Source organism: Catenulispora pinisilvae, assembly GCF_015356865.1.
Taxonomy (GTDB): domain Bacteria; phylum Actinomycetota; class Actinomycetes; order Streptomycetales; family Catenulisporaceae; genus Catenulispora; species Catenulispora pinisilvae.
On sequence record NZ_JAAFZA010000098.1, the window covers coordinates 1 to 17807 of the forward strand.

Sequence of the window (17807 nt, forward strand, 5' to 3'; positions counted from 1 at the left end):
GGTCCCGAGGCAGGCCGCGGCGGCCGGATCCCGGTCAACCCCAGCGGCGGCCTGAGCTCCTTCGGCGAGGCGATCCCGGCCCAGGCCATCGCGCAGGTCTGCGAACTGACGTGGCAGCTGCTTGACCAGCTGTTCCTCCAACAGCTCCAACTCGGCACGTCGCGGTCGTCCTCGGCGGCGATTCTTGAGGCATGTGATGTGCCGGCCATCGGGGCTCACGACGGTTTCGAAAGGCCGCGGCATGCGAGGGCTGTCGAGGCTGCGGAGCTGGCTGAGGTTCTTCCGAGGCCTCGACATGCCCGGGCTATTGATGCTGCGACAGATTTTGCCGGCATCATCGAGCCGCGTGATGCGCGAGCCATCGAGGCCGCAGCGGTCCACGGCGCTTACGAGCTGATCGACGCGGTTGCGCTGACGCTCCCGGCCGGCGCTGATGCCGCCGCGGCTTTCGAGGCCACCGCGATCGGCCCCATCGATGCTCTGCGAGCTCCGCTGCCGCGCTTTGCAGCGGCTGCCGTGGCACTCGCGGATCTGGCCCTCGCCCGCTCGGACGGGCACCCGGTCCCCGCCTCCGCGGCCCGCGAATTCACTTCCCAGCACGCCGCGAGCGCCAGCAGGCCACCAGCCGCATCCCAGCACGCCGCGAGCGACATGATGCCGCCAGCCGGATCCCAGCGTGCTGCGAGCGCCATGATGCCACCCGCCGGATCCCGGCATGCCGCGAGCACCACCACGAGGCCGCCCGCCACGTCGCAGCGTGCCGCGAGCACCACGAGGCCGCCCGCCGCATCCCAGCCATTCGCCCCGGCCGTGGTCCTCATCCAAGGCCGCCTCCCCGGATCCGCCGCCGTCGCCGGCGCGCTTCCCGCCCGGGGCCGGTGGAATCCGCTGAGCCGGGCGTCGCTGCCGACGCGGCAGGCGGTGCAGGTGGCGCTGGCCGGGGCGCTCGCGATCGTCCTCGGACGGCACTTGTCGGAGACCCGCTATTACTGGGCCGTCATCGCCGCCTTCGTCGCGTTCGGCGGCACCGCCACCCGATCGGAGACCTCGCACAAGGCGCTGGCGCGGGTGCTCGGAACGTCGGTGGGGATCGCGGTGGGCCTCGGCCTCGGCGAGCTGACGAGCGGGCACACGCTCCTGTCCGTCGTCGTGATCGTCGCCAGCATGTCGTGTGGGTTCTACGTCGTGAACCTGACCTACGCGGGCATGATCTTCTTCGTCACCATCATGGTCGCGCAGCTCTACGGGGTGCTGCACGAGCTCTCGTCCAGCCTGCTGGAGCTCCGGCTGAAGGAGACGGCGCTCGGCGCGCTGGTGGGGATCATCGTCGGACTCGTCGTGCTGCCCACGAGCACCCGCGACACCCTGGACGCCGCCGAGCGCGCGTTCTTCGACTCGGTCGTCGAGCTTCTGCGGGCCAGTGCGGCGGCACTTGATGATGCCGATGAGCCCGCGACCCAAGACCTCTCGGGGCACGTCCGCGCGATGGAAGAACGCATGCGTCAGCTCGCACTCGTAGCGCGTCCAATGACCAGGCCCCTGATATCCGGCGCCGATACGGCCCGCGTCCGGGAGCGGCTTGCCGGGTACGCCTCGATCGCTCGACGTGCGCGGGCGCTCGCCGACGTTCCGCTGCGGCTCGTCGGCGGCCGGACGTCGGGGGCCGGGCTGGCCGGCACCTATCGCGCGCTGGCCGCGAGCATCGAGGGACGAGTGGTGGTTCCCGGCGCTTCCGATAGCGTTCTGGTGTGAGCGAACCCAAGTACCGCACCGCCACGGCCGCCGACGTGCCGTGGCTCGTCCAGCTGATCGAGTCCGCCTATCGCGGCGAGTCCAGCAAGGCCGGGTGGACCACCGAGGCGCACCTGCTCGACGGTCAGCGCACTGACGAGGACGACGTCCGCGCCGTCGTGGAGACCCCCGACAGCCGGATCATCGTCGTCGAGCTGGCCGGCGAGCCGGTCGCCTGCTGTCAGCTCCAGCACCGGGGGACGCACGCGTACTTCGGGATGTTCGCCGTCCGCCCCACGGCTCAGGGCACGGGGCTGGGCAAGAAGGTCATCGCCGAGGCCGAGCGGGTGGCGCGCGACGAGCTCGGGCTGAGCGTCATGGAGATGACCGTGCTACGGCAGCGGGCCGACCTGATCGCCTGGTACGAGCGGCGCGGGTATGTGCGGACCGGCGAGGTGAAGCCGTTCCCGTATGGGGATGAGCGGTTTGGCAAGCCGCGTCGGGACGACCTGGAGTTCGCGGTGCTGAGCAAGGATTTGGTGCGGCGCTCGGTGTCTGCTTAGTCGGCGTCGGCGGCGGTGTTGGCGACATCGACATCGACATCGACATCGACATCGACGTTGGTAGCGCCACCGACGTCGTTGATACGCGACTTGAACTCCGGACACTCGACGAGCGGCGTGTGGCGGCAGGTGGACGCGTGGCGCAGGCTGTCGCGCATGCGGGTGAGGCGTGCGATGTCCTCATCCAGCGCGGTGGCCTTCACTGCCAGCTGCTTGCGGAGTTCCGTGTCGGACGGCGTGCTGACGAGGAAGCGCGCGATCTGCGTCAGCGTGAAACCCGCGGCCTGTGCGCAGCCGATGAGGGTGAGGCGGTCGAGGACGTCGGGGCTGTAGGCGCGGCGCAGGCCGTTGCGGCCGCTCGACTCGATCAGGCCGCGGCGTTCGTAGTACCTGAGGGCTGACGCCGCCATGCCGGTCTGCGCGGCCACTTCGGCGATGTCCAGCTCCGGTCGCCGTCCCGATGCCGGCGCTGTCCGGAGGCCGCCTGCGACGTTTCCTGCGACGCCGCCCTTGACTTGAACCATGCTTCAACTTACAGCCTGGAGGCGTTCCACCCAACCCCTCCGGGAAAGGTCCTCAGCCATGCCGCTCCATCCCCAGGTCCAAGCCCATCTGGGCCGGCTCGCCGCCGCCAACTTCGCGGGCCTGCACACCGTCACGCCTGAAGTCGCCCGCGCCGGGGCACGCCGGCTGTCCGCCGCTTCCGTCGGCGAGCCCGAGCCGGTCGCCGAGGTTAGCGAGCGGGTGCTCGGGACTGAGGCCGGTGACGTGCCGGTGCGCATCTATCGCCCCGCCGGGATTCCGACCGGCGCGACCGGCGCGACCGGCGCGACTGAGGCGACTGGCGCGACGGGCGTGTCCGGCACGACCGGCGCTCGACCGCTACCAGTCGTCGTGTTCTTCCACGGCGGCGGCTACGTGCTCGGCGATCTCGACTCCCACGACGGCCTCGCACGCGTGCTGGCCAACGGTTCGCAGAGCGTTGTCGTATCCGTCGACTACCCGCTCGCGCCCGAGAACAAGTTCCCCGCCCAACCCAACGCCGGCTACGCCGCGACCGCCTGGATCGCCGACCACGCCGCCGAACTCCGCGTCGACCCCAGCCGCATCGCCGTCGCCGGCGACAGCGCGGGCGGCAACCTCGCGGCGGTCGTCACCCTCAAGGCCCGCGCCAACGGCGGTCCCTACATAGGTTTCCAGCTGCTCATCTACCCAGACCTCGACTTCCGCCGCACCAACCACTCGATCACCGAACTCGCCGGCCAGTACGGCAACATCACCCGCGAGGCCCAGCAGTGGTTCATGAACCACTACCTCACCACCGAGGCCGAGAAGCTGCACCCGCTGGTCTCCCCGCTCCTCGAACCCGACCTGACCGCCCTCCCACCGGCCCATATCATCACCGCCGAATACGACGCCCTCCGCGACGAGGGCGAGGAGTACGGCCGCCGCCTCGCTGCCGCGGGCGTTCCGGTCACGGTGAAGCGTTACGACGGGATGATCCACGAATTCCTTCGGCATCCCTTCGACGATGCGAAGGCCGCTATCGACGATGCGACCACTGCTCTGCGGCGATTCTTCGACTCTGGCGCCGTACCTCGGTCTTAACCCTCGGTCTTAACCCCGGTCTTAACCCCCGGTCTTAACCGCAGACCTCACGACCGGGCACCGCTGCTCAACCGCCCGCCAACCCCGCGATCTCCCCATCCGAAGCATTGCCACCCGTGCAAACCACCGCGACGCGCTGCCCCGCGAAGCCGCCCGGATCGGCCAGCACCGCCGCCAGGGCCGTGGCGCCCGCGCCCTCGGCGAGGGTGTGGGCGTGGGTGGCCATCACGCGCTGCGCGTGGGCGATCTGCGCGTCCGAGACCAGGCGGAAGTCCGCGACGTGTTCGCGCATCAGCTGTTGCGGGAGCTCGAAGCCGCGGCCTGTCGCCAAGCCCTCGATCACGGTGCGGTTGGGGCGCTGGACGCAGCCGCCCGTGCGCCACGAGTCGTGCGCCGCCGGTGCCGCGCTCGATTGGACCGCGATCACCCGGCAGTGCGGAGCGACCGTGGCGGCCACCAGTCCGGCGGCGGCCGCGCCGGTACCACTACCCACCGGGACGATCACCGCGTCCAAATCCGGCTGTGTCGCGAAGATCTCCAGATAGGCCGTCCCCACACCGGCCATCAGCGCCGGGGTGTCGCCGGGGCTGACCAGCTGCATCCCTTCTGTGGCCGCCAGTTCCTCGGCGTGCGCCTGTGCGCCGGCCATGTCCGCGCCGTGCAGCACCACAGTCGCACCGAGTGCGCGCACCGCCCGCACCTTCTGCTCGTTGGCCGCCGCCGGCATCACGACAGCGCAGCGAGCGCCGAACACCGAGCACGCGTACGCCAACGACTGCGCGTGGTTCCCCGTGGAGTACGTGGCAAGCCCCCGCGAGCGCTGCTCCGGCGACATCGTCGCCAGCAGCGTGAGGCCGCCGCGGACCTTGAACGCGCCGATCGGCTGGACGTTTTCGTGCTTGACATGGACCGTGGCGCCCGCCAGCTCGTTCAGCGCGGGATAGGACCACATCGGGGTGGCGGGCAGGTGCTCAGCCAGCAGTTTCCGGGCGGCGACGACATCGGCGAAATCGAGTGCGGGAGGATTGAGTGCGGGAGGGTCGAGTGCGGGAGGATCGAGTGCGGGAGGCATGAGGCCCATCCTCGGCCGTGGCCACCCATAGGTCTAATGCCGATTTTCCGGGGCGGCCATCGACCGGATCGATAGATTCGCCGTGTGCTCGACGTGCCCGCCTCCGTGTCCCCGAGCGGGCCGAGGAGATCCTGGGCCGGATGGACGTGGCCGAGGCCGAGCTGGACGCCATCAGTGGGCTGCGAGCCGGCCGGGTGCGGCTCGCCGCGTTCCCCTCCGCGCTCGGTACGTTCGTCCCGTCCGCGTTCGCGGCGTTCGCCGCCGCGCACCCGGGCCATGTGGCGGTGCAGGCACTGGTCGCGGCCGGGCTGGGCGTCACGACGCTGCCGGGCCTGGCGCTGGCCGCGCAACGGAATCCGGCGGTGCGGGCGGTGGCGCTCGCCGGGCATGAACGGTTGGTCAGCGCGGCGGTGCACGGCGATCCGCCGGACACGCCGGCGACTACCGCACTCCTCAGCGAACTCGCTCGGTTCGCCGCGCTGCCGCTGGTGGCATGACTGGCGCTTAGGCACGACGCTAAATCGAGCGAGCGCCTAGCTACCCGACAACGCAAAGCGCGAGCGAGGGCCTCGGCTACCCGACAACGCCAGCGCCAACGGGCGCTTCGGCTACCCGACAACGCCAGCGCCAACGGACGCTTCGGCTACCCGACAACGCCAGCGCCAACGGGCGCTTCGGCTACCCGACAACGCCAACGTCAGCGAGCGCTTCGGCTACCCGACAGCCGCCGAACCGGCCGCCGTCCGAACCACCTGCGCGAGCCCCGCCTCCACAGCCTCGACAGCAGCCTTACTCTCCCCACCGAGCCCATGCCGCTCGGCCACCCACGAGGCGCGGTTGTACGTCAGCCACACCTTGCCGCCCTCGTCCTCCCAGGCGAGCGCCTTCACCGGCAGGTCGATCCCGCTGGTCTGCCGGTCCTGCATCAGCGGGGTCCCGCCGCGCGGGTTGCCGAAGATCAGCAGCTCCGTCGGCCGAAGCTCCATCCCCACCTCGGCGGCACCGCCCGCGTGGTCGATCCGCGCGAACACCCGCAGCCCGGCCCCGGTGACCACCGCCTGCAAGCGATCGATCGTCTCGCCGACGCTCCAGCCGCTGGCCACCGTCTCCATCCCGTGGTCGTCCATCGGTTCCTCTCTGCTCAAGCCGCTTCTGCCCAGGCCATTTCTGTTCAGGCCGTTCTGCTCAAGCCGTTTCTGCCCAGGCCGTATCTGCTCAGGCCGGCATCGGCAGCAGCATCACCGGCGTCGTCGTGGGCTGAGTCGAACCGCCGGCCGGCTCCACGGTCAGCCCGATGGTCAGGGCGTCGCCCAGACCGTGGGCCACGACCGAGTCCGAGGCGGTCGCGGGCAGCACGCCGCCCGAACGCGTCCCGGACGGTCCGATCATCCACAGCTGATACGCCTTGCCCGGCGCCAGTCTCGCCAGTCCGGCGACGCTGATCGCGGCCTCGTCGCGGGATCGGGACACCAAGACGGTGCCGGTCCCCCCGGTGCTCACGCTCGCGCTGTCGGAGTGCGCGTCCGGCGCCGACAACAGCTGCGAGATCGTGGTGCTGTGCTGCCGGGCCTGGTCGATCTGGTTCTGCTGGTCGCTCACCCGGATCCCCAGCACCGCCACCACGACCGCCATAGCGGCGGCCAGCCCCCACCCGGCGGCGGCGAACCAGCGGCGCCGGGGCGGCCGGGCGGACGCGGATGCGGACGCGCGCAGCGGGCCGTGGTCGACCAGCGGCGGGATCTGCCGGGTGACGGCGATCCGGGCGTCGACCGCGGCCTTCAGCCGGGCCGGCGGCGTCTCGGCGGCGGCCGAGGCCAGCAACGCCGCGGTCTCCCGCAGCTCGGCCACTTCGGCGGCGCACGTCGGGCACTGGGCCAGGTGACGTTCGAAAGCCGCACGCTCGTCCGGTTCCAGCGCGTGGCACACATAGGCGCCGGTCAATGAGTGGACTTCCGGATCCATCGCGCTCATCCTCCCACCCCCAGGCAGTCGCGGAGCCGGGCCAGCCCGTCGCGCAGACGGGTTTTCACTGTGCCCAGCGGCGTGTCCAATAGATGCGCTACCTGCGAATAGGTGTATCCGCCGTAGTAAGCCAACGTGACGGACTGGCGTTGCAGTTCCGTCAGCCCTTCCAGACAGTGGCGGACCCGCTGCCGGTCCAGCCGCGCCTCGACCGCCTCGACCACCTGGTCGAACGGCGCCTCGACCATCAGCTCGGCGGCCCGGGCCTCGCGGCGGGTGGCGGCGTCGGCCGAGCGCACCCGGTCCACGGCCCGGGCGTGCGCCATGGTCAGCGCCCAGGCCCGGGCCGAGCCGCGCGCGGCGTCGAAGCGGCTGGCGGTGCGCCAGATCTCGACCAGCACCTCCTGGGCCACCTCCTCGGCCTGCGCTGGATCGCGCAGGACCCGGCGGGCCACGCCCAGGATCGGGCCGGCGAGTTGTCCGTAGACCTCGTCGAAGGCCTCGCGGTCGCCGAGCGCGACGCGGTGGAGGTGGGACTCCAGCGACGCCTCTTCTCCAGTGTCGGCTTTGGAGCTGGTACGTCCGAGCATCGGCCCTCGTCTCCGCTCCTGGAGGCAGTCCGCGGCGCTGTGCCGCACCGCCTCTTGCGATTCTCGCCTCACGATTCCCATTCGGTGCCGAAGGCGTCCTGGATTGGTCTGAACGTGTCGGATTCCAATCCGCGCCGAGCGCCGCTCCGAATGGGCGGCATGAGGCGCTTCGGGAGGACGGTCGGCGATTCGGTCGGCAGGGCGGTTGCCAGGGCCGTCGGCAAGGCAGTCGGCAAGGCGGTCGGCACGGCGCGCGGTGGGGCAGTCGGCAAGGCGCTCGCCAAGGCAGCCGGCAAGGCGGTCGGCACGGCGGCGCGGGCGATACCCGGCGTGATGATCGGACTGATCACCGCCGGTCTGGCAGTCGGCGTGGGGGAGTCGGTCGCCGTCTGGTCCGGACCGCGGACGGCCCCGGCGATCGCGGTCGGCTCGGCGGCGATCGACCTGACGCCGACGCCGCTGAAGGAGTACGCGATCCGGAACTTCGGAACCGACGACAAACCGGTGCTGCTCACCGGGATCTACCTCACGCTGGCCGCGATCGCGGTGGCCGCCGGGATCCTGGCGGTGCGTCGGCTGACGGTCGGGGTCGGCCTGGTGGCGGTGTTCGGGGCGGTCGGTGCCTGGGCCGCACTTTCACGTCCCACGGCGCGGGGCGGGGACCTGTGGCCGTCGGTCCTCGGCGCGGTGGTGGCCGGGGCGGCGATGGTGCTCTTGGTGCGCAGTTATCAGACCTCGTATAGCGGCGTCGAAGATGTCGAATTCGGATCTGTCGAACCGGCCAAACCTGCCGAATCTGGTCAAGACACAGGCCAGACCGGGCCAGCCGCCGAAGCCCCGGCCTCACGCCTCCCGTCCTGGGCACAGGATCGCCGAGGCTTCCTGACCCTGGCCGCCGGTGCCGCCGGCACGGCCGCCGTCAGCGGGTTGGTCGGCCGCGCCGTCGTGGACAAGCGCTACAACGTCGCCCTGAAACGCTCCCGCGTGCGGATCCCAGCCCCGGCCACGCGCGCCGCGGCGATCCCGTCGGCCGTGCACCCGAACGTCGCGGGACTGTCCTCCTTCATCACCCCGAACTCGGACTTCTACCGCGTCGACACCGCCTTGGTCCTGCCACAGGTCGATCCGGACGCGTGGACGCTGCGGATCCGGGGCATGGTCGACCGCCCCCTTGAGTTGTCGTTTGCCGAGCTGCTGAATCGGCCGCTCATCGAGCACGACCAGACGCTGTCGTGCGTCTCGAACGAGGTCGGCGGCCCCTACGTCGGCACCGCGCGCTGGATCGGCGCGTCGCTGGCGGCTCTGCTGCGCGAAGCCGGCGTCCAGCGCGGCGCCGATCAGCTGGTCGGCCGTTCCATCGACGGGATGACGATCGGCACGCCGGTCGAATCAGTGCTCGACGGCCGCACCGGACTGCTGGCGGTGGCGATGAACGGCGAACCGCTGCCGATCGCCCACGGCTTCCCCTGCCGGATGCTGGTCCCGGGGTTCTTCGGCTACGTGTCGGCCACCAAGTGGGTGGTGGACCTGGAGCTGACCACGTTCGCCGGCTACGACTCGTACTGGGTGCGGCGCGGCTACTCGCAGATCGCGCCGGTGAAGACCGCGTCCCGCATCGACGTGCCGAAGCCCTTCGCCCGGGTCCCGGCCGGCCCGGTCACCGCCGCCGGCGTCGCCTGGGCCACGCACCGCGGCATCGACGCCGTCGAGGTGCGCGCCGACGGCGGCCCCTGGCAGCTCGCGCACCTGGCCGCCGCCGACACCCCTGATACGTGGCGGCAGTGGACCCGCGAGCTGAACCTGGTGCCCGGTCTGCACAAGCTTGAAGTGCGCGCCACCGACGCCACCGGGGCCGTGCAGCCGGAGCAGCGCGTCGACACCGTCCCGAACGGCGCCACCGGCTGGCATTCGGTGGTCATCACCGCGGTCTGATCCGGTTGACGCGGTTGATCCGATCTCATCCGGTCTCATCCAGCCCGATCCAGCCTGATCCGGTCTGATCCGCCCGCCGTCCGCTCGACCGGGTGCGCCTAAGAACTTTGACCAATCCGAGCCCGCACCGGCCACGAACACCAGATGTCAGCAGGACCCAGACACTCCACGAATCAAGGATCTGATCATGTTCTCCACCCGCAGCAAGACCGCCGCCGCCGTGCTGTGCTCGGCGGCCATCGCCGTGAGCGCGAGCGCGTGCGGCAGCAGTTCGAGCAAGCCGTCCGCGGCCGCCGCTGCCAGTACCTCCACCAGCGCCGCCCCGTCCTCCGGCCCGACTTCGGCTTCCGCCTCCAGCACAGGCAGCCCGTCGATGAGCGCCGGCTCGTCCTCGGCCCCGTTCGGCTCGGCCTGCGCCGCGGTGCCGTCCACCGGCGCCGGCAGCTTCACCGGCATGGCCACCGCCCCGGTCGCCACCGCCGCCAGCGCCAACCCAGTGCTGTCGACCCTGGTCACCGCGGTGCAGGCGGCGGGTCTGGTGGACACCCTGAACAGCGCGCAGGGCATCACCGTGTTCGCCCCGACCAACGACGCCTTCACCAAGATCCCGGCCGACACCCTCAAGGCGGTGCTGGCCGACAAGACCAAGCTCACCAAGATCCTGACCTACCACGTGGTCTCCGGCCGCCTGTCGCCGGACCAGCTGGCGGGCACCCACGCCACACTGGAGGGCGGCACGGTGAACGTGACCGGCTCCGGGCAGTCGTTCCAGGTGAACGGGGCCAACGTGGTCTGCGGGAACGTGCAGACCGCCAACGCGACCGTGTACATCGTCGACACGGTCCTGATGCCCGCCAGCTGAGGTCGCGGAGCCCGAACCTCAGCGCGGGCAGGTGGCGCACGAGGCGCAGTACTTCGGTGAGGGCTCCGGGGCGCCGGGGCGCCGCGGCGGCGGCTGGCGCTCGCGGAGCCGATGCCGGGGCGGGAGATCACGCGGGCTTGATGACCAAGTCCCGACGGTGGGAAAACCAGTACCCCCCTCGCGTGACCTGCGGCTTCCACGCCTGGCGCACAATGGAACGGTGAGCGTTGACGAGCTGAGCCTGGGGGCGACGATCCGGGTCTGGCGCGATCGGCTGCCGCCGGAGGCGGTCGGGCTGCCGGTCGCGCGGGGTCGCCGCGCGCCGGGGCTGCGGCGCGAAGACCTCGCGGAGCTGGCCGGGGTGTCGGTGGACTACGTGGTCCGGCTGGAGCAGGGCCGCTCCACCTCGCCCTCCGCGCAGGTCGCCGCCGCCTTGGCGCGGGCGTTGCAACTGACGCTCGCCGAACGCGACCACCTGTTCCGGCTCGCGGGCCTGCAACCGCCCGGCGGCGGGCTGATCAGCGACCACGTGCCGCCGGGCATGCAGCGCGTGCTGGGCCACCTCGGCGACAGCCCGGCCGCCGTCTTCGCCGCCGACTGGCGCCTGGTGTGGTGGAACCGCAGCTGGGCGGGGCTGATGGGCTCTCCGCTGGAGATCCCGGTCGAGGAACGCAGCCTGCTGCGCTCCCGCTTTCCCGTGGCCGACGGCGGCCCGCTGCTCGCGGCCTGGCCGGTCGTCTCCACCCAACCGGAGGTCACCGACCGCGCCATGGTCGCCGATCTGCGGCGCGCTTCCACCCGCTACCCCGACGACCCTCGCCTGGCCGAGGCGATCCGGCGCACGCTGGCGGGCAACGAGCGCTTCGCGAAGCTGTGGCACGAGGGCGCGGTCGGCGGGCACGCCGAGGACCACAAGACGATCCGGCACCCGGCGATCGGGGACATCACAGTGGACTGTGATGTGCTGGTCGACACGGACACGGATCTCAAGATCGTGGTTTACACGGCGCTGCCGGGGAGCGAGGACGAGACCAAGTTGCGGCTCGCGGGAGTGGTGGGGGCCGGGGTCTGAACCCCGTACGGCCCGCAAATGGCCCTACAAGCCCCTAGACGCCCTACAAGCCACAGATGCCCTACAGGTCGAGCACCAGATAACCGTCGACACGCCCAAGCCCATCCGCGACCGGATCGGGCGGCAGCGCATGGCCGAGGCTGTCGGCCCGCACCTCGCCGATCCACTGGTCGTGCTGGTACTCGTGGTTGATCAGCGCGGTCAGCAGGTGGCCGGCGACGATCGTCATCTGCCCCGGCGCGCCGACGCTGCCGCCCGCGATGTCGCCGATGCGGGCGTGGACGCGCTCGGCGACGGTGGTGCGGAACGTGCTGAGCCGTCCGATCGTCGGCAGCGTGCCGCGGAACTTCTCCGGGTTCGCCGAGTCCATCAGCCCGTCCAGCTCCGGGTCGGGGCTGGGTTCGGCCGCGGTCAGGTTGCGGATCATGAAGTGCGCCACGTGCGCCTGGTGGCCGAGGTGCCAGCCGATGGCGCTGGAGTTCTCGTGCGGGCGCCAGGTCACCTCGTCCGGGGTCAGGTCGCGCCAGAGGTCGTCGGTGTAGGCGCGGGCGCGGTCGTACTCGCGGAGCAGGGCTCTGAGTTCGTGCACGGTTCCAGCTAACTACATGCCTGGCGCGCAGCGTGTGTTCGGTGCAGCGTGTGTCGGCACCGCGTGTGTTCGGCGGCGGCGCGGCTGAGATCAGGGAAGCTTGGGGCGTGAAGGAAGACTCCGAGAACGCCGCCCCGGCGGGCTACCGTCGCTCCGTCGGCACGCCCCGCGCCCAGGCCCGCCGCCGCGAACTGCTCGAACTGGTCACCGACGATCTGGCCGCACACGGCCTGGTCGACCTCTCGCTGCGGCGCGCGGCCAAGGCGGCCGGCACCACCCACAAGGTGCTGCTCTACCACTTCGACGGTGCCGAGGACCTGCTGCGCGAAGCCGTCGAGCTGCTGCGGGAGCGCCGCCTGGCCTCCTCGCTGGCCGCGGCCTTCGCGCCGGACCACGCGCAGACCCTCGCGGGCCGGGTGCGCGCGGTCTGGCCGGTGCTGACCGGCACGGGGGAGGGGCAACGCGCCCTGGACCAGGCGCTGGGCCTGGCGATGTACGACCCGGAGCGGCACGCGGCCCTCGCCGTCGACGCCGCCGGCCACTTCCTCCCGGCGCTGCGTGAGATGTGCCCGCCGCAGTGGAGCGACCAGCACAAGGACGAGATCGCCGAGCTGGTCTTCGCCGCACTGCGCGGCTTCCTGGTGCAGCGCCGAACCGGCGGATCGGACGGTGCCAGCGGCGGCGAGGCCGGGTTCGAGGCGCTGCTGCGGATGCTGGAGCGGGAGGAGGCGGCGGGCTGATCTGCGCTGGTCTTATTCGGCCCCTATCCGGTCTCGGCGCGCGGACTCGTTCCTCCCTGGGCATAGATGTGAACCATGTGGTTCACTTTAACCGAGGAGGTACCACCGCATGAATTCGGTCGAGCTTTCCGCAGGTGCCATCGAGTACGAGGACCGCCCCGGCGCGGGCCCGAAACCAGCCTCCACGCTCGTCTTCCTCCACGGCCTGCTGATGGACGAGACGCTGTGGGCCGCCGTCGCCGACGAACTCGCCCCGCACCACCGCTGCGTGGTCCCGGTCCTGCCGCTGGGCGCGCATCGCAAGGGGCTGCGACCGGACGCGGACGTGTCGCCGCGCGCCCTGGCCGCCCTGGTCGCCGAGTTCCTGGACGTGCTCGATCTACGGGACGTCACCCTGGTCGGCAACGACACCGGCGGCCTGCTCGCCCAGCTGCTGATGGCCGACGGCGCGCGGCCGGAGCGGGTCGCTCGGGTGGTCCTGGTCTCGTGCGACGCGTTCGACAACTTCCCGCCCGGACTGACCGGCCGCACGCTGTTCCGCACCGGCAAGCTCTCCCCGGCGCTGTTCGGCATGTTCATGCAGCAGATGCGGCTGAAGCCGGTGCGCCGCCTGCCGCTGGCGTTCGGCTGGCTGACCAAGCGCGGCGACGCGGTCGTGAAGCGGTGGCTGCGGCCCATCTGGACGCGGCCGGAGATCCGCCGCGACACGGTGCGGGTGCTGCGTGCCGCGGCCGCCGATCCGAACCTGCTCGTCGACGCCGCCGGGAAGCTGGCGCGGTTCGAGCGTCCGACGCTGGTCGTGTGGGCGCGAGGGGATCGGGTGATGCCGCCGGAGCACGGCCTTCGGCTCGCCGAACTGCTTCCGGACGCCCGCCTGGTCGAGATCGAGGACTCCTACACGCTCATCCCGCTGGACCAGCCGATCCGGCTCGCCGCGGAGATCCGGCGCTTCCTGGACCCGGCCGACAACCTGGCCGGCAACCCGAACCAACCTTGCCCGAACCAACCCTGATCGAGAAGGGACGACGACCCATGTCTAATATAGGCATTGACAATCTCTTTGCCGGCAGTCGCGAGAAGGTCCGATTCGCCAGCGACGGCACCGAACTCGTCGCATGGCACTACCCGGGCACCAACGGGGGCTGCGTCATCATGGCCGCGGGCGGCGCGGTGACGAAGGAACCCGGCACCGACCTGTTCGCGAAGCGGTTCAACGAAGCGGGATTCAGCGTCCTGGCCTTCGACTACCGCCGCCTCGGCGAGAGCGGCGGCCGGCCGCGCCAGATCATCCGGATGAAGGAACAACTCGCCGACTGGCAGTCGGCCATCGCCTTCGCCGCGACCCTGCCCGGCGTCGACCCGCACCGGATCGCGATCTGGGGCTTCTCCCTGTCCGGCGGCCACGTCTTCACCGTCGCCGCCCGCACCCCGGGCGTCGCGGCGGCGATCGCCCAGACCCCGCTCAGCGACGGTCCGGTGGCGGCCCGCGCAGCGATCCGCCACCAGAAGCCGCTCGCCGCGCTGCGTACGACGGCCCGCGGCGTCCTCGACGCCCTCGGCGGACTCGTCGGCCGCCCCCCGCTGCTGATCTCGCTCGCCGGCCGGCCGGGCACCGTCGCGATGCTCACCACCCCCGACAGCCTGGACGGCAACCGAGCCCTCAACCCGGGCGACGTCTATCCCGAGTGGCGCCAGGAGATCGCCGCCCGCTCCGCACTCACCATCGGCGTCTACCGCCCCGGCCGCGACGCCTCCCGCATCCGCTGCCCCCTCCTGGTCCTCGCCTGCGACCAAGACCAGACCGCCCTCGCCGCGCCGGCCGTCGCCGTGGCCCGCCGCGTCCCCGGCGCCGAGCTGGTGCGGATGCCCGGCGGACACTACGCGCCGTTCCTAGAGGGGCATGAGGAAGCCGTCGACGCCGAAGTCTCCTTCTTGCGGCGGCGGCTCCTCGGTTCTCAGCCGACACCGAGTCCTCAGCGAACATCGAATCCTCAACCGACATCGAACTCCACCTTGAGTCGGTCCACCAGCGGCCGATAGCCCAAAGCCTGGAGATTGGCGTGCCCTGCCGTGCGCGCCAGCCGCAACGACTCCGCAACGACTCCGCCAACAGCGCCGAGCCGATGCCGTGGCGTCGTCCAGGCTGCCCGTTCGGCCCGGGGAACTAGGATTTCGCCATGATCTCCGGTCGGGCAGGCGACGCCAGCGCCCCGATCCCCGTGCCGTCCGAACATGTGCCTCCCGAACATGCGCCGCCCGAACACGTGCAGTCGGCCCGCCTGCGCCGTATCGCGGTCCTGGTGCTGGAAGGCGCGAAGCCGCTGGACGTCGGCATCCCGGCGCAGGTGTTCACCACCCGCGCGAGCATGCCCTACGAGGTGCGGGTGTGCGGCGCCGCACCCGGGCTGGTGACCGGCGGCGACGGCCTGGCGTACCACGTCGCGCATGGGCTGGAGGCGCTGGCCTGGGCCGACATCGTCTTCATCCCCGGCTATCGGGTCCCGGACCGGGACGACCCGCCGCCGGCCGTCGTCCAGGCGCTGATCGCGGCGCACGATCGGGGCGCGCGCCTGGCCGCGATCTCGACCGGTGCCTTCGCGCTCGCCGCCACCGGCCTGCTCGATGACCGGCGTGCCACGACGCACTGGCACTACACGCGGGCCCTCGCGCGCAAGTATCCGCGGGTGCGGCTCGACGAGAACGTGCTGTTCGTCGACGAAGGCAGGGTGCTGACATCGGCCGGCGCCGCCTCGGGCATCGACCTGTGTCTGCACATCCTGCGTGGCGACCTCGGGGTGTCGGCGTCGAACCACGCGGCCCGGCGTCTGGTGGCGGCCCCCTATCGCAGCGGCGGCCAGGCACAGTTCGTGCCGCGCAGCGTTCCCGAACCGCTCGGCGAACGGTTCGCCGCCACCCGCGAGTGGGCACTGCACCGGCTCGCCGAACCGCTCAGTCTGGAAACGCTCGCCGAGCACGCGGCGGTCTCAGCGCGCACGTTCTCGCGGCGCTTCGCCGAGGACACCGGCTACACGCCGATGCAGTGGGTCATGCGCGCCCGCATCGACCTGGCGCGGGAACTGCTGGAGCGGTCGCAGCGCGGGATCGAGCAGATCGCACACGACGTCGGGCTCGGCACCGGTGCGAACCTGCGGACGCACTTCCAGCGCATCCTCGGCACCACCCCGAGCGAGTACCGGCGCACGTTCACCCGGGGCGAGTAGACGTCGGCGAGTAGACGACGGCGAGTAGTCGACGGCGAGTAGACGGCTGTCCGGCGCACCGGCCGCTGGCGCGATCCTTTCGAACCATGGCGCTCACGCCACTGCCGAGGCGGATCGGCGCAGGCGAGACTCGTGAGCAAGACGAAAGGAAATCGCCATGACCCGCATCGCCATCAACGGATTCGGCCGCATCGGCCGCAACGTGCTGCGCGCCCTGCTGGAACGGGGCAGCGACTTGGAAGTCGCCGCCGTCAACGACCTCACCGATCCGGCCGCCCTCGCCCGGCTGCTCGCCTACGACACCACCGCCGGCCGCCTCGGCCGTCCGGTGAGCGTGGACGGCAACACGCTCGTCGTCGACAACCGCCGGATCACGGTGCTCGCCGAGCGGGAGCCGGGGCAGCTGCCCTGGGCGGATCTCGGGGTCGACATCGTGCTGGAGGCGACCGGCCGGTTCACGGCGGCCAAGGCCGCCGGCGAGCACCTGACCGCCGGGGCGAGGAAGGTGCTCGTCAGCGCGCCGTCCGACGGCGCCGACGTCACGCTCGCGTACGGCGTCAACTCCGAGGCCTACGACCCGGCCGCGCACACGATCGTCTCGAACGCCTCGTGCACCACCAACGCGCTGGCCCCGCTGGCCGCGGTGCTCGACGGCCTGGCCGGCATCGAGCACGGCTTCATGACCACCATCCACGCCTACACGCAGGAGCAGAACCTCCAGGACGGCCCGCACCGCGATCCCCGCCGGGCCCGCGCCGCCGCCGTCAACATCACGCCCACCACCACCGGCGCCGCCAAGGCGATCGGCCTGGTCCTGCCCAACCTGCACGGCAAGCTCTCCGGCGACTCGATCCGGGTCCCGGTCCCGGTCGGCTCGCTGGTCGAACTCAACACCACCGTCAGCCGCGACGTGACCCGCGACGACGTCCTCACCGCCTACCGCACCGCCGCCCAGGGCTTCCTCGCCGGCATCCTCGAGTACACCGAGGACCCGCTGGTGTCCTCCGACATCGTCGGCAACCCGGCCTCGGCGATCTTCGACTCGGCGCTGACCCGGGTCGAGGGGCGGCACGTCAAGGTGGTCGCCTGGTACGACAACGAGTGGGGTTTCTCCCACCGGGTGGTCGACACGTTGGAACTGCTCGCCGCGGGCTGACCGGTCCCCGGTCCCCGGTACGGGTGCGGGTGCCAGTACCGGTGCCGCGCCGGCTACTCGGCCTATTCGGCGCGCACGTCCAACCCGAGTGCCATCGCCAACACCACGGCCTGATCGAAACTGATGACCGCGTCGCGCAGCTTCACCTCGGTCGGGTCGAACGCCGAGAGGTCGCTGCCGCGCAGGTCGCCGGTCTCGAACGAGGACCCGTACACCGACGCCCCGGACAGATCCGTGTCGCGGAACTGAGCCCCCTGACACTTGGCGCCGGTCAGGTCGGCCTCACGCATCCGGACGCCGCGGAACACCGAGCCGCGCAGATCGGCGCCGGGCAGGCCGGTGAACGACCAGTCGCCGCCCTCGACCTTGAGCGCGCCGAAGGTGCAGCGGTCGAACATCGTCCCGGTCAGCTTGGCGCGGGTGAACGTCGCGTCGAACAGCGAGGTGCGCCGGAAGGTGCAGTTCACGAACGCCGAGCCGGTGTGGACCGAGGCGTTGAACCGGCAGCCGCGGAAGGTGCATTCGGTGAACGTCGCGCCCTCGGTCGCCATCTCGGTGAAGTCGACGTCGAGGAACGCGACGCGCTCGAACGTCTCGCCGGTGACCTGGCGCGCGTACCAGTCGTCACCGGCGATCGTCGACGAGGTCTGCGGGTCCGGGGCTCCGCCCATGCGCTCTGCCATGATCTCGACCGTAGCGCGGGGGTCTG

18 protein-coding genes and 1 pseudogene are annotated in these 17807 nt (G+C 71.4%); 12 read left to right on the forward strand and 7 right to left on the reverse strand.

The window, feature by feature from the left end:
• Both IZR01_RS25180 and IZR01_RS25185 read left to right on the forward strand, forming a co-directional pair.
• The coding region (locus IZR01_RS25180) for an FUSC family protein (RefSeq protein WP_194925281.1) at positions 1–1752 on the forward strand (1752 nt) is incomplete at its 5' end.
• The gene (locus tag IZR01_RS25185; RefSeq protein ID WP_194894332.1) at positions 1749–2294 is read left to right on the forward strand and encodes a GNAT family N-acetyltransferase; all 546 of its coding nucleotides are present in this window, start codon (positions 1749–1751) and stop codon (positions 2292–2294) included. The genes IZR01_RS25180 and IZR01_RS25185, both read left to right, overlap by 4 nt.
• On the opposite strand, the gene IZR01_RS25190 is transcribed toward IZR01_RS25185, so the two are convergent.
• Positions 2291–2818 (reverse strand): MerR family transcriptional regulator, encoded by a 528-nt coding sequence (locus tag IZR01_RS25190; protein ID WP_194925282.1) that lies wholly within the window; start codon positions 2816–2818, stop codon positions 2291–2293. The genes IZR01_RS25185 and IZR01_RS25190 overlap by 4 nt on opposite strands.
• Positions 2819–2876: 58 nt before the next feature.
• Between IZR01_RS25190 and IZR01_RS25195 the strand changes: the two genes are divergently transcribed.
• Complete coding sequence (locus IZR01_RS25195) at positions 2877–3902, forward strand: alpha/beta hydrolase (protein ID WP_194925283.1); 1026 nt, start codon at positions 2877–2879, stop codon at positions 3900–3902.
• A 67-nt stretch (positions 3903–3969) separates the two neighbouring features.
• Here the strand turns inward: IZR01_RS25195 and IZR01_RS25200 are convergent, their stop codons facing one another.
• A complete protein-coding gene (locus IZR01_RS25200) occupies positions 3970–4974 on the reverse strand; it encodes a threonine ammonia-lyase (protein WP_194925284.1) in 1005 nt (334 codons plus the stop codon).
• Positions 4975–5087: 113 nt separating this feature from the next.
• Between IZR01_RS25200 and IZR01_RS25205 the strand changes: the two are divergent.
• Positions 5088–5471, forward strand: a pseudogene (locus tag IZR01_RS25205) (hypothetical protein); the annotation flags it as partial.
• Between the two features lie 216 nt (positions 5472–5687).
• On the opposite strand, the gene IZR01_RS25210 reads toward IZR01_RS25205, so the two are convergent.
• The 3 genes from IZR01_RS25210 to sigK all read right to left on the reverse strand — a co-directional run bounded on the left by IZR01_RS25210 (position 5688) and on the right by sigK (position 7526).
• Positions 5688–6119, reverse strand: a complete 432-nt coding sequence (locus tag IZR01_RS25210) for a DUF302 domain-containing protein (protein WP_228560192.1) — start codon at positions 6117–6119, stop codon at positions 5688–5690.
• 70 nt (positions 6120–6189) lie between these two features.
• Positions 6190–6936 carry an anti-sigma factor gene (locus tag IZR01_RS25215; protein ID WP_194894327.1) on the reverse strand — a complete coding sequence of 249 codons (747 nt, stop codon included), beginning with the start codon at positions 6934–6936 and terminating at the stop codon, positions 6190–6192.
• 5 nt (positions 6937–6941) lie between these two features.
• Entirely contained in the window at positions 6942–7526 is a 585-nt protein-coding gene (gene sigK / locus IZR01_RS25220; RefSeq protein ID WP_194894326.1) for an ECF RNA polymerase sigma factor SigK, read from the reverse strand.
• A 159-nt stretch (positions 7527–7685) separates the two neighbouring features.
• Here sigK and IZR01_RS25225 point away from each other — a divergent pair, with 159 nt between their 5' ends.
• From IZR01_RS25225 to IZR01_RS25235, 3 genes are all read left to right on the forward strand, one after another.
• A complete protein-coding gene (locus IZR01_RS25225; RefSeq protein WP_194925285.1) occupies positions 7686–9458 on the forward strand; it encodes a molybdopterin-dependent oxidoreductase in 1773 nt (590 codons plus the stop codon).
• A 187-nt stretch (positions 9459–9645) separates the two neighbouring features.
• The gene (locus tag IZR01_RS54390; RefSeq protein WP_194894324.1) at positions 9646–10320 is read left to right on the forward strand and encodes a fasciclin domain-containing protein; all 675 of its coding nucleotides are present in this window, start codon (positions 9646–9648) and stop codon (positions 10318–10320) included.
• 220 nt (positions 10321–10540) lie between these two features.
• A complete protein-coding gene (locus tag IZR01_RS25235) occupies positions 10541–11392 on the forward strand; it encodes a helix-turn-helix domain-containing protein (RefSeq protein ID WP_323747090.1) in 852 nt (283 codons plus the stop codon).
• Positions 11393–11453: 61 nt separating this feature from the next.
• On the opposite strand, the gene IZR01_RS25240 is transcribed toward IZR01_RS25235, so the two are convergent.
• A complete protein-coding gene (locus tag IZR01_RS25240) occupies positions 11454–11981 on the reverse strand; it encodes a DinB family protein (protein WP_194894323.1) in 528 nt (175 codons plus the stop codon).
• Positions 11982–12088: 107 nt separating this feature from the next.
• On the opposite strand from IZR01_RS25240, the gene IZR01_RS25245 reads away from it, so the two are divergent.
• The 5 genes from IZR01_RS25245 (at position 12089) to gap (ending at position 17098) form a co-directional block, all read left to right on the forward strand.
• Positions 12089–12721: a TetR/AcrR family transcriptional regulator gene (locus tag IZR01_RS25245; RefSeq protein WP_194894337.1), complete on the forward strand. Its 633-nt coding sequence runs from the start codon at positions 12089–12091 to the stop codon at positions 12719–12721.
• Positions 12722–12830: 109 nt separating this feature from the next.
• Positions 12831–13733 carry an alpha/beta fold hydrolase gene (locus IZR01_RS25250; RefSeq protein ID WP_194925286.1) on the forward strand — a complete coding sequence of 301 codons (903 nt, stop codon included), beginning with the start codon at positions 12831–12833 and terminating at the stop codon, positions 13731–13733.
• A gap of 20 nt (positions 13734–13753) precedes the next feature.
• A complete protein-coding gene (locus tag IZR01_RS25255) occupies positions 13754–14761 on the forward strand; it encodes an alpha/beta hydrolase (RefSeq protein ID WP_194925287.1) in 1008 nt (335 codons plus the stop codon).
• Between the two features lie 224 nt (positions 14762–14985).
• Positions 14986–15942 (forward strand): GlxA family transcriptional regulator, encoded by a 957-nt coding sequence (locus IZR01_RS25260; protein ID WP_194894336.1) that lies wholly within the window; start codon positions 14986–14988, stop codon positions 15940–15942.
• Between the two features lie 157 nt (positions 15943–16099).
• Positions 16100–17098 carry a type I glyceraldehyde-3-phosphate dehydrogenase gene (gap, locus tag IZR01_RS25265; RefSeq protein ID WP_194925288.1) on the forward strand — a complete coding sequence of 333 codons (999 nt, stop codon included), beginning with the start codon at positions 16100–16102 and terminating at the stop codon, positions 17096–17098.
• Between the two features lie 62 nt (positions 17099–17160).
• Here gap and IZR01_RS25270 read toward each other — a convergent pair whose 3' ends face one another.
• Positions 17161–17781 (reverse strand): pentapeptide repeat-containing protein, encoded by a 621-nt coding sequence (locus IZR01_RS25270; RefSeq protein WP_194894319.1) that lies wholly within the window; start codon positions 17779–17781, stop codon positions 17161–17163.
• Positions 17782–17807 lie beyond the last annotated feature (26 nt).

Coding starts and splice junctions, on each gene's coding strand:
- IZR01_RS25195 (WP_194925283.1), top strand. CDS start 2,877: ATGCCGCTCCATCCCCAGGTCCAAGCCCATCTGGGCCGGCTCGCCGCC.
- IZR01_RS25215 (WP_194894327.1), bottom strand. CDS start 6,936: ATGGATCCGGAAGTCCACTCATTGACCGGCGCCTATGTGTGCCACGCG.
- IZR01_RS25200 (WP_194925284.1), bottom strand. CDS start 4,974: ATGCCTCCCGCACTCGATCCTCCCGCACTCGACCCTCCCGCACTCAAT.
- gap (WP_194925288.1), top strand. CDS start 16,100: ATGACCCGCATCGCCATCAACGGATTCGGCCGCATCGGCCGCAACGTG.
- IZR01_RS25255 (WP_194925287.1), top strand. CDS start 13,754: ATGTCTAATATAGGCATTGACAATCTCTTTGCCGGCAGTCGCGAGAAG.
- sigK (WP_194894326.1), bottom strand. CDS start 7,526: ATGCTCGGACGTACCAGCTCCAAAGCCGACACTGGAGAAGAGGCGTCG.
- IZR01_RS25190 (WP_194925282.1), bottom strand. CDS start 2,818: ATGGTTCAAGTCAAGGGCGGCGTCGCAGGAAACGTCGCAGGCGGCCTC.
- IZR01_RS25270 (WP_194894319.1), bottom strand. CDS start 17,781: ATGGCAGAGCGCATGGGCGGAGCCCCGGACCCGCAGACCTCGTCGACG.
- IZR01_RS25225 (WP_194925285.1), top strand. CDS start 7,686: ATGAGGCGCTTCGGGAGGACGGTCGGCGATTCGGTCGGCAGGGCGGTT.
- IZR01_RS54390 (WP_194894324.1), top strand. CDS start 9,646: ATGTTCTCCACCCGCAGCAAGACCGCCGCCGCCGTGCTGTGCTCGGCG.
- IZR01_RS25250 (WP_194925286.1), top strand. CDS start 12,831: ATGAATTCGGTCGAGCTTTCCGCAGGTGCCATCGAGTACGAGGACCGC.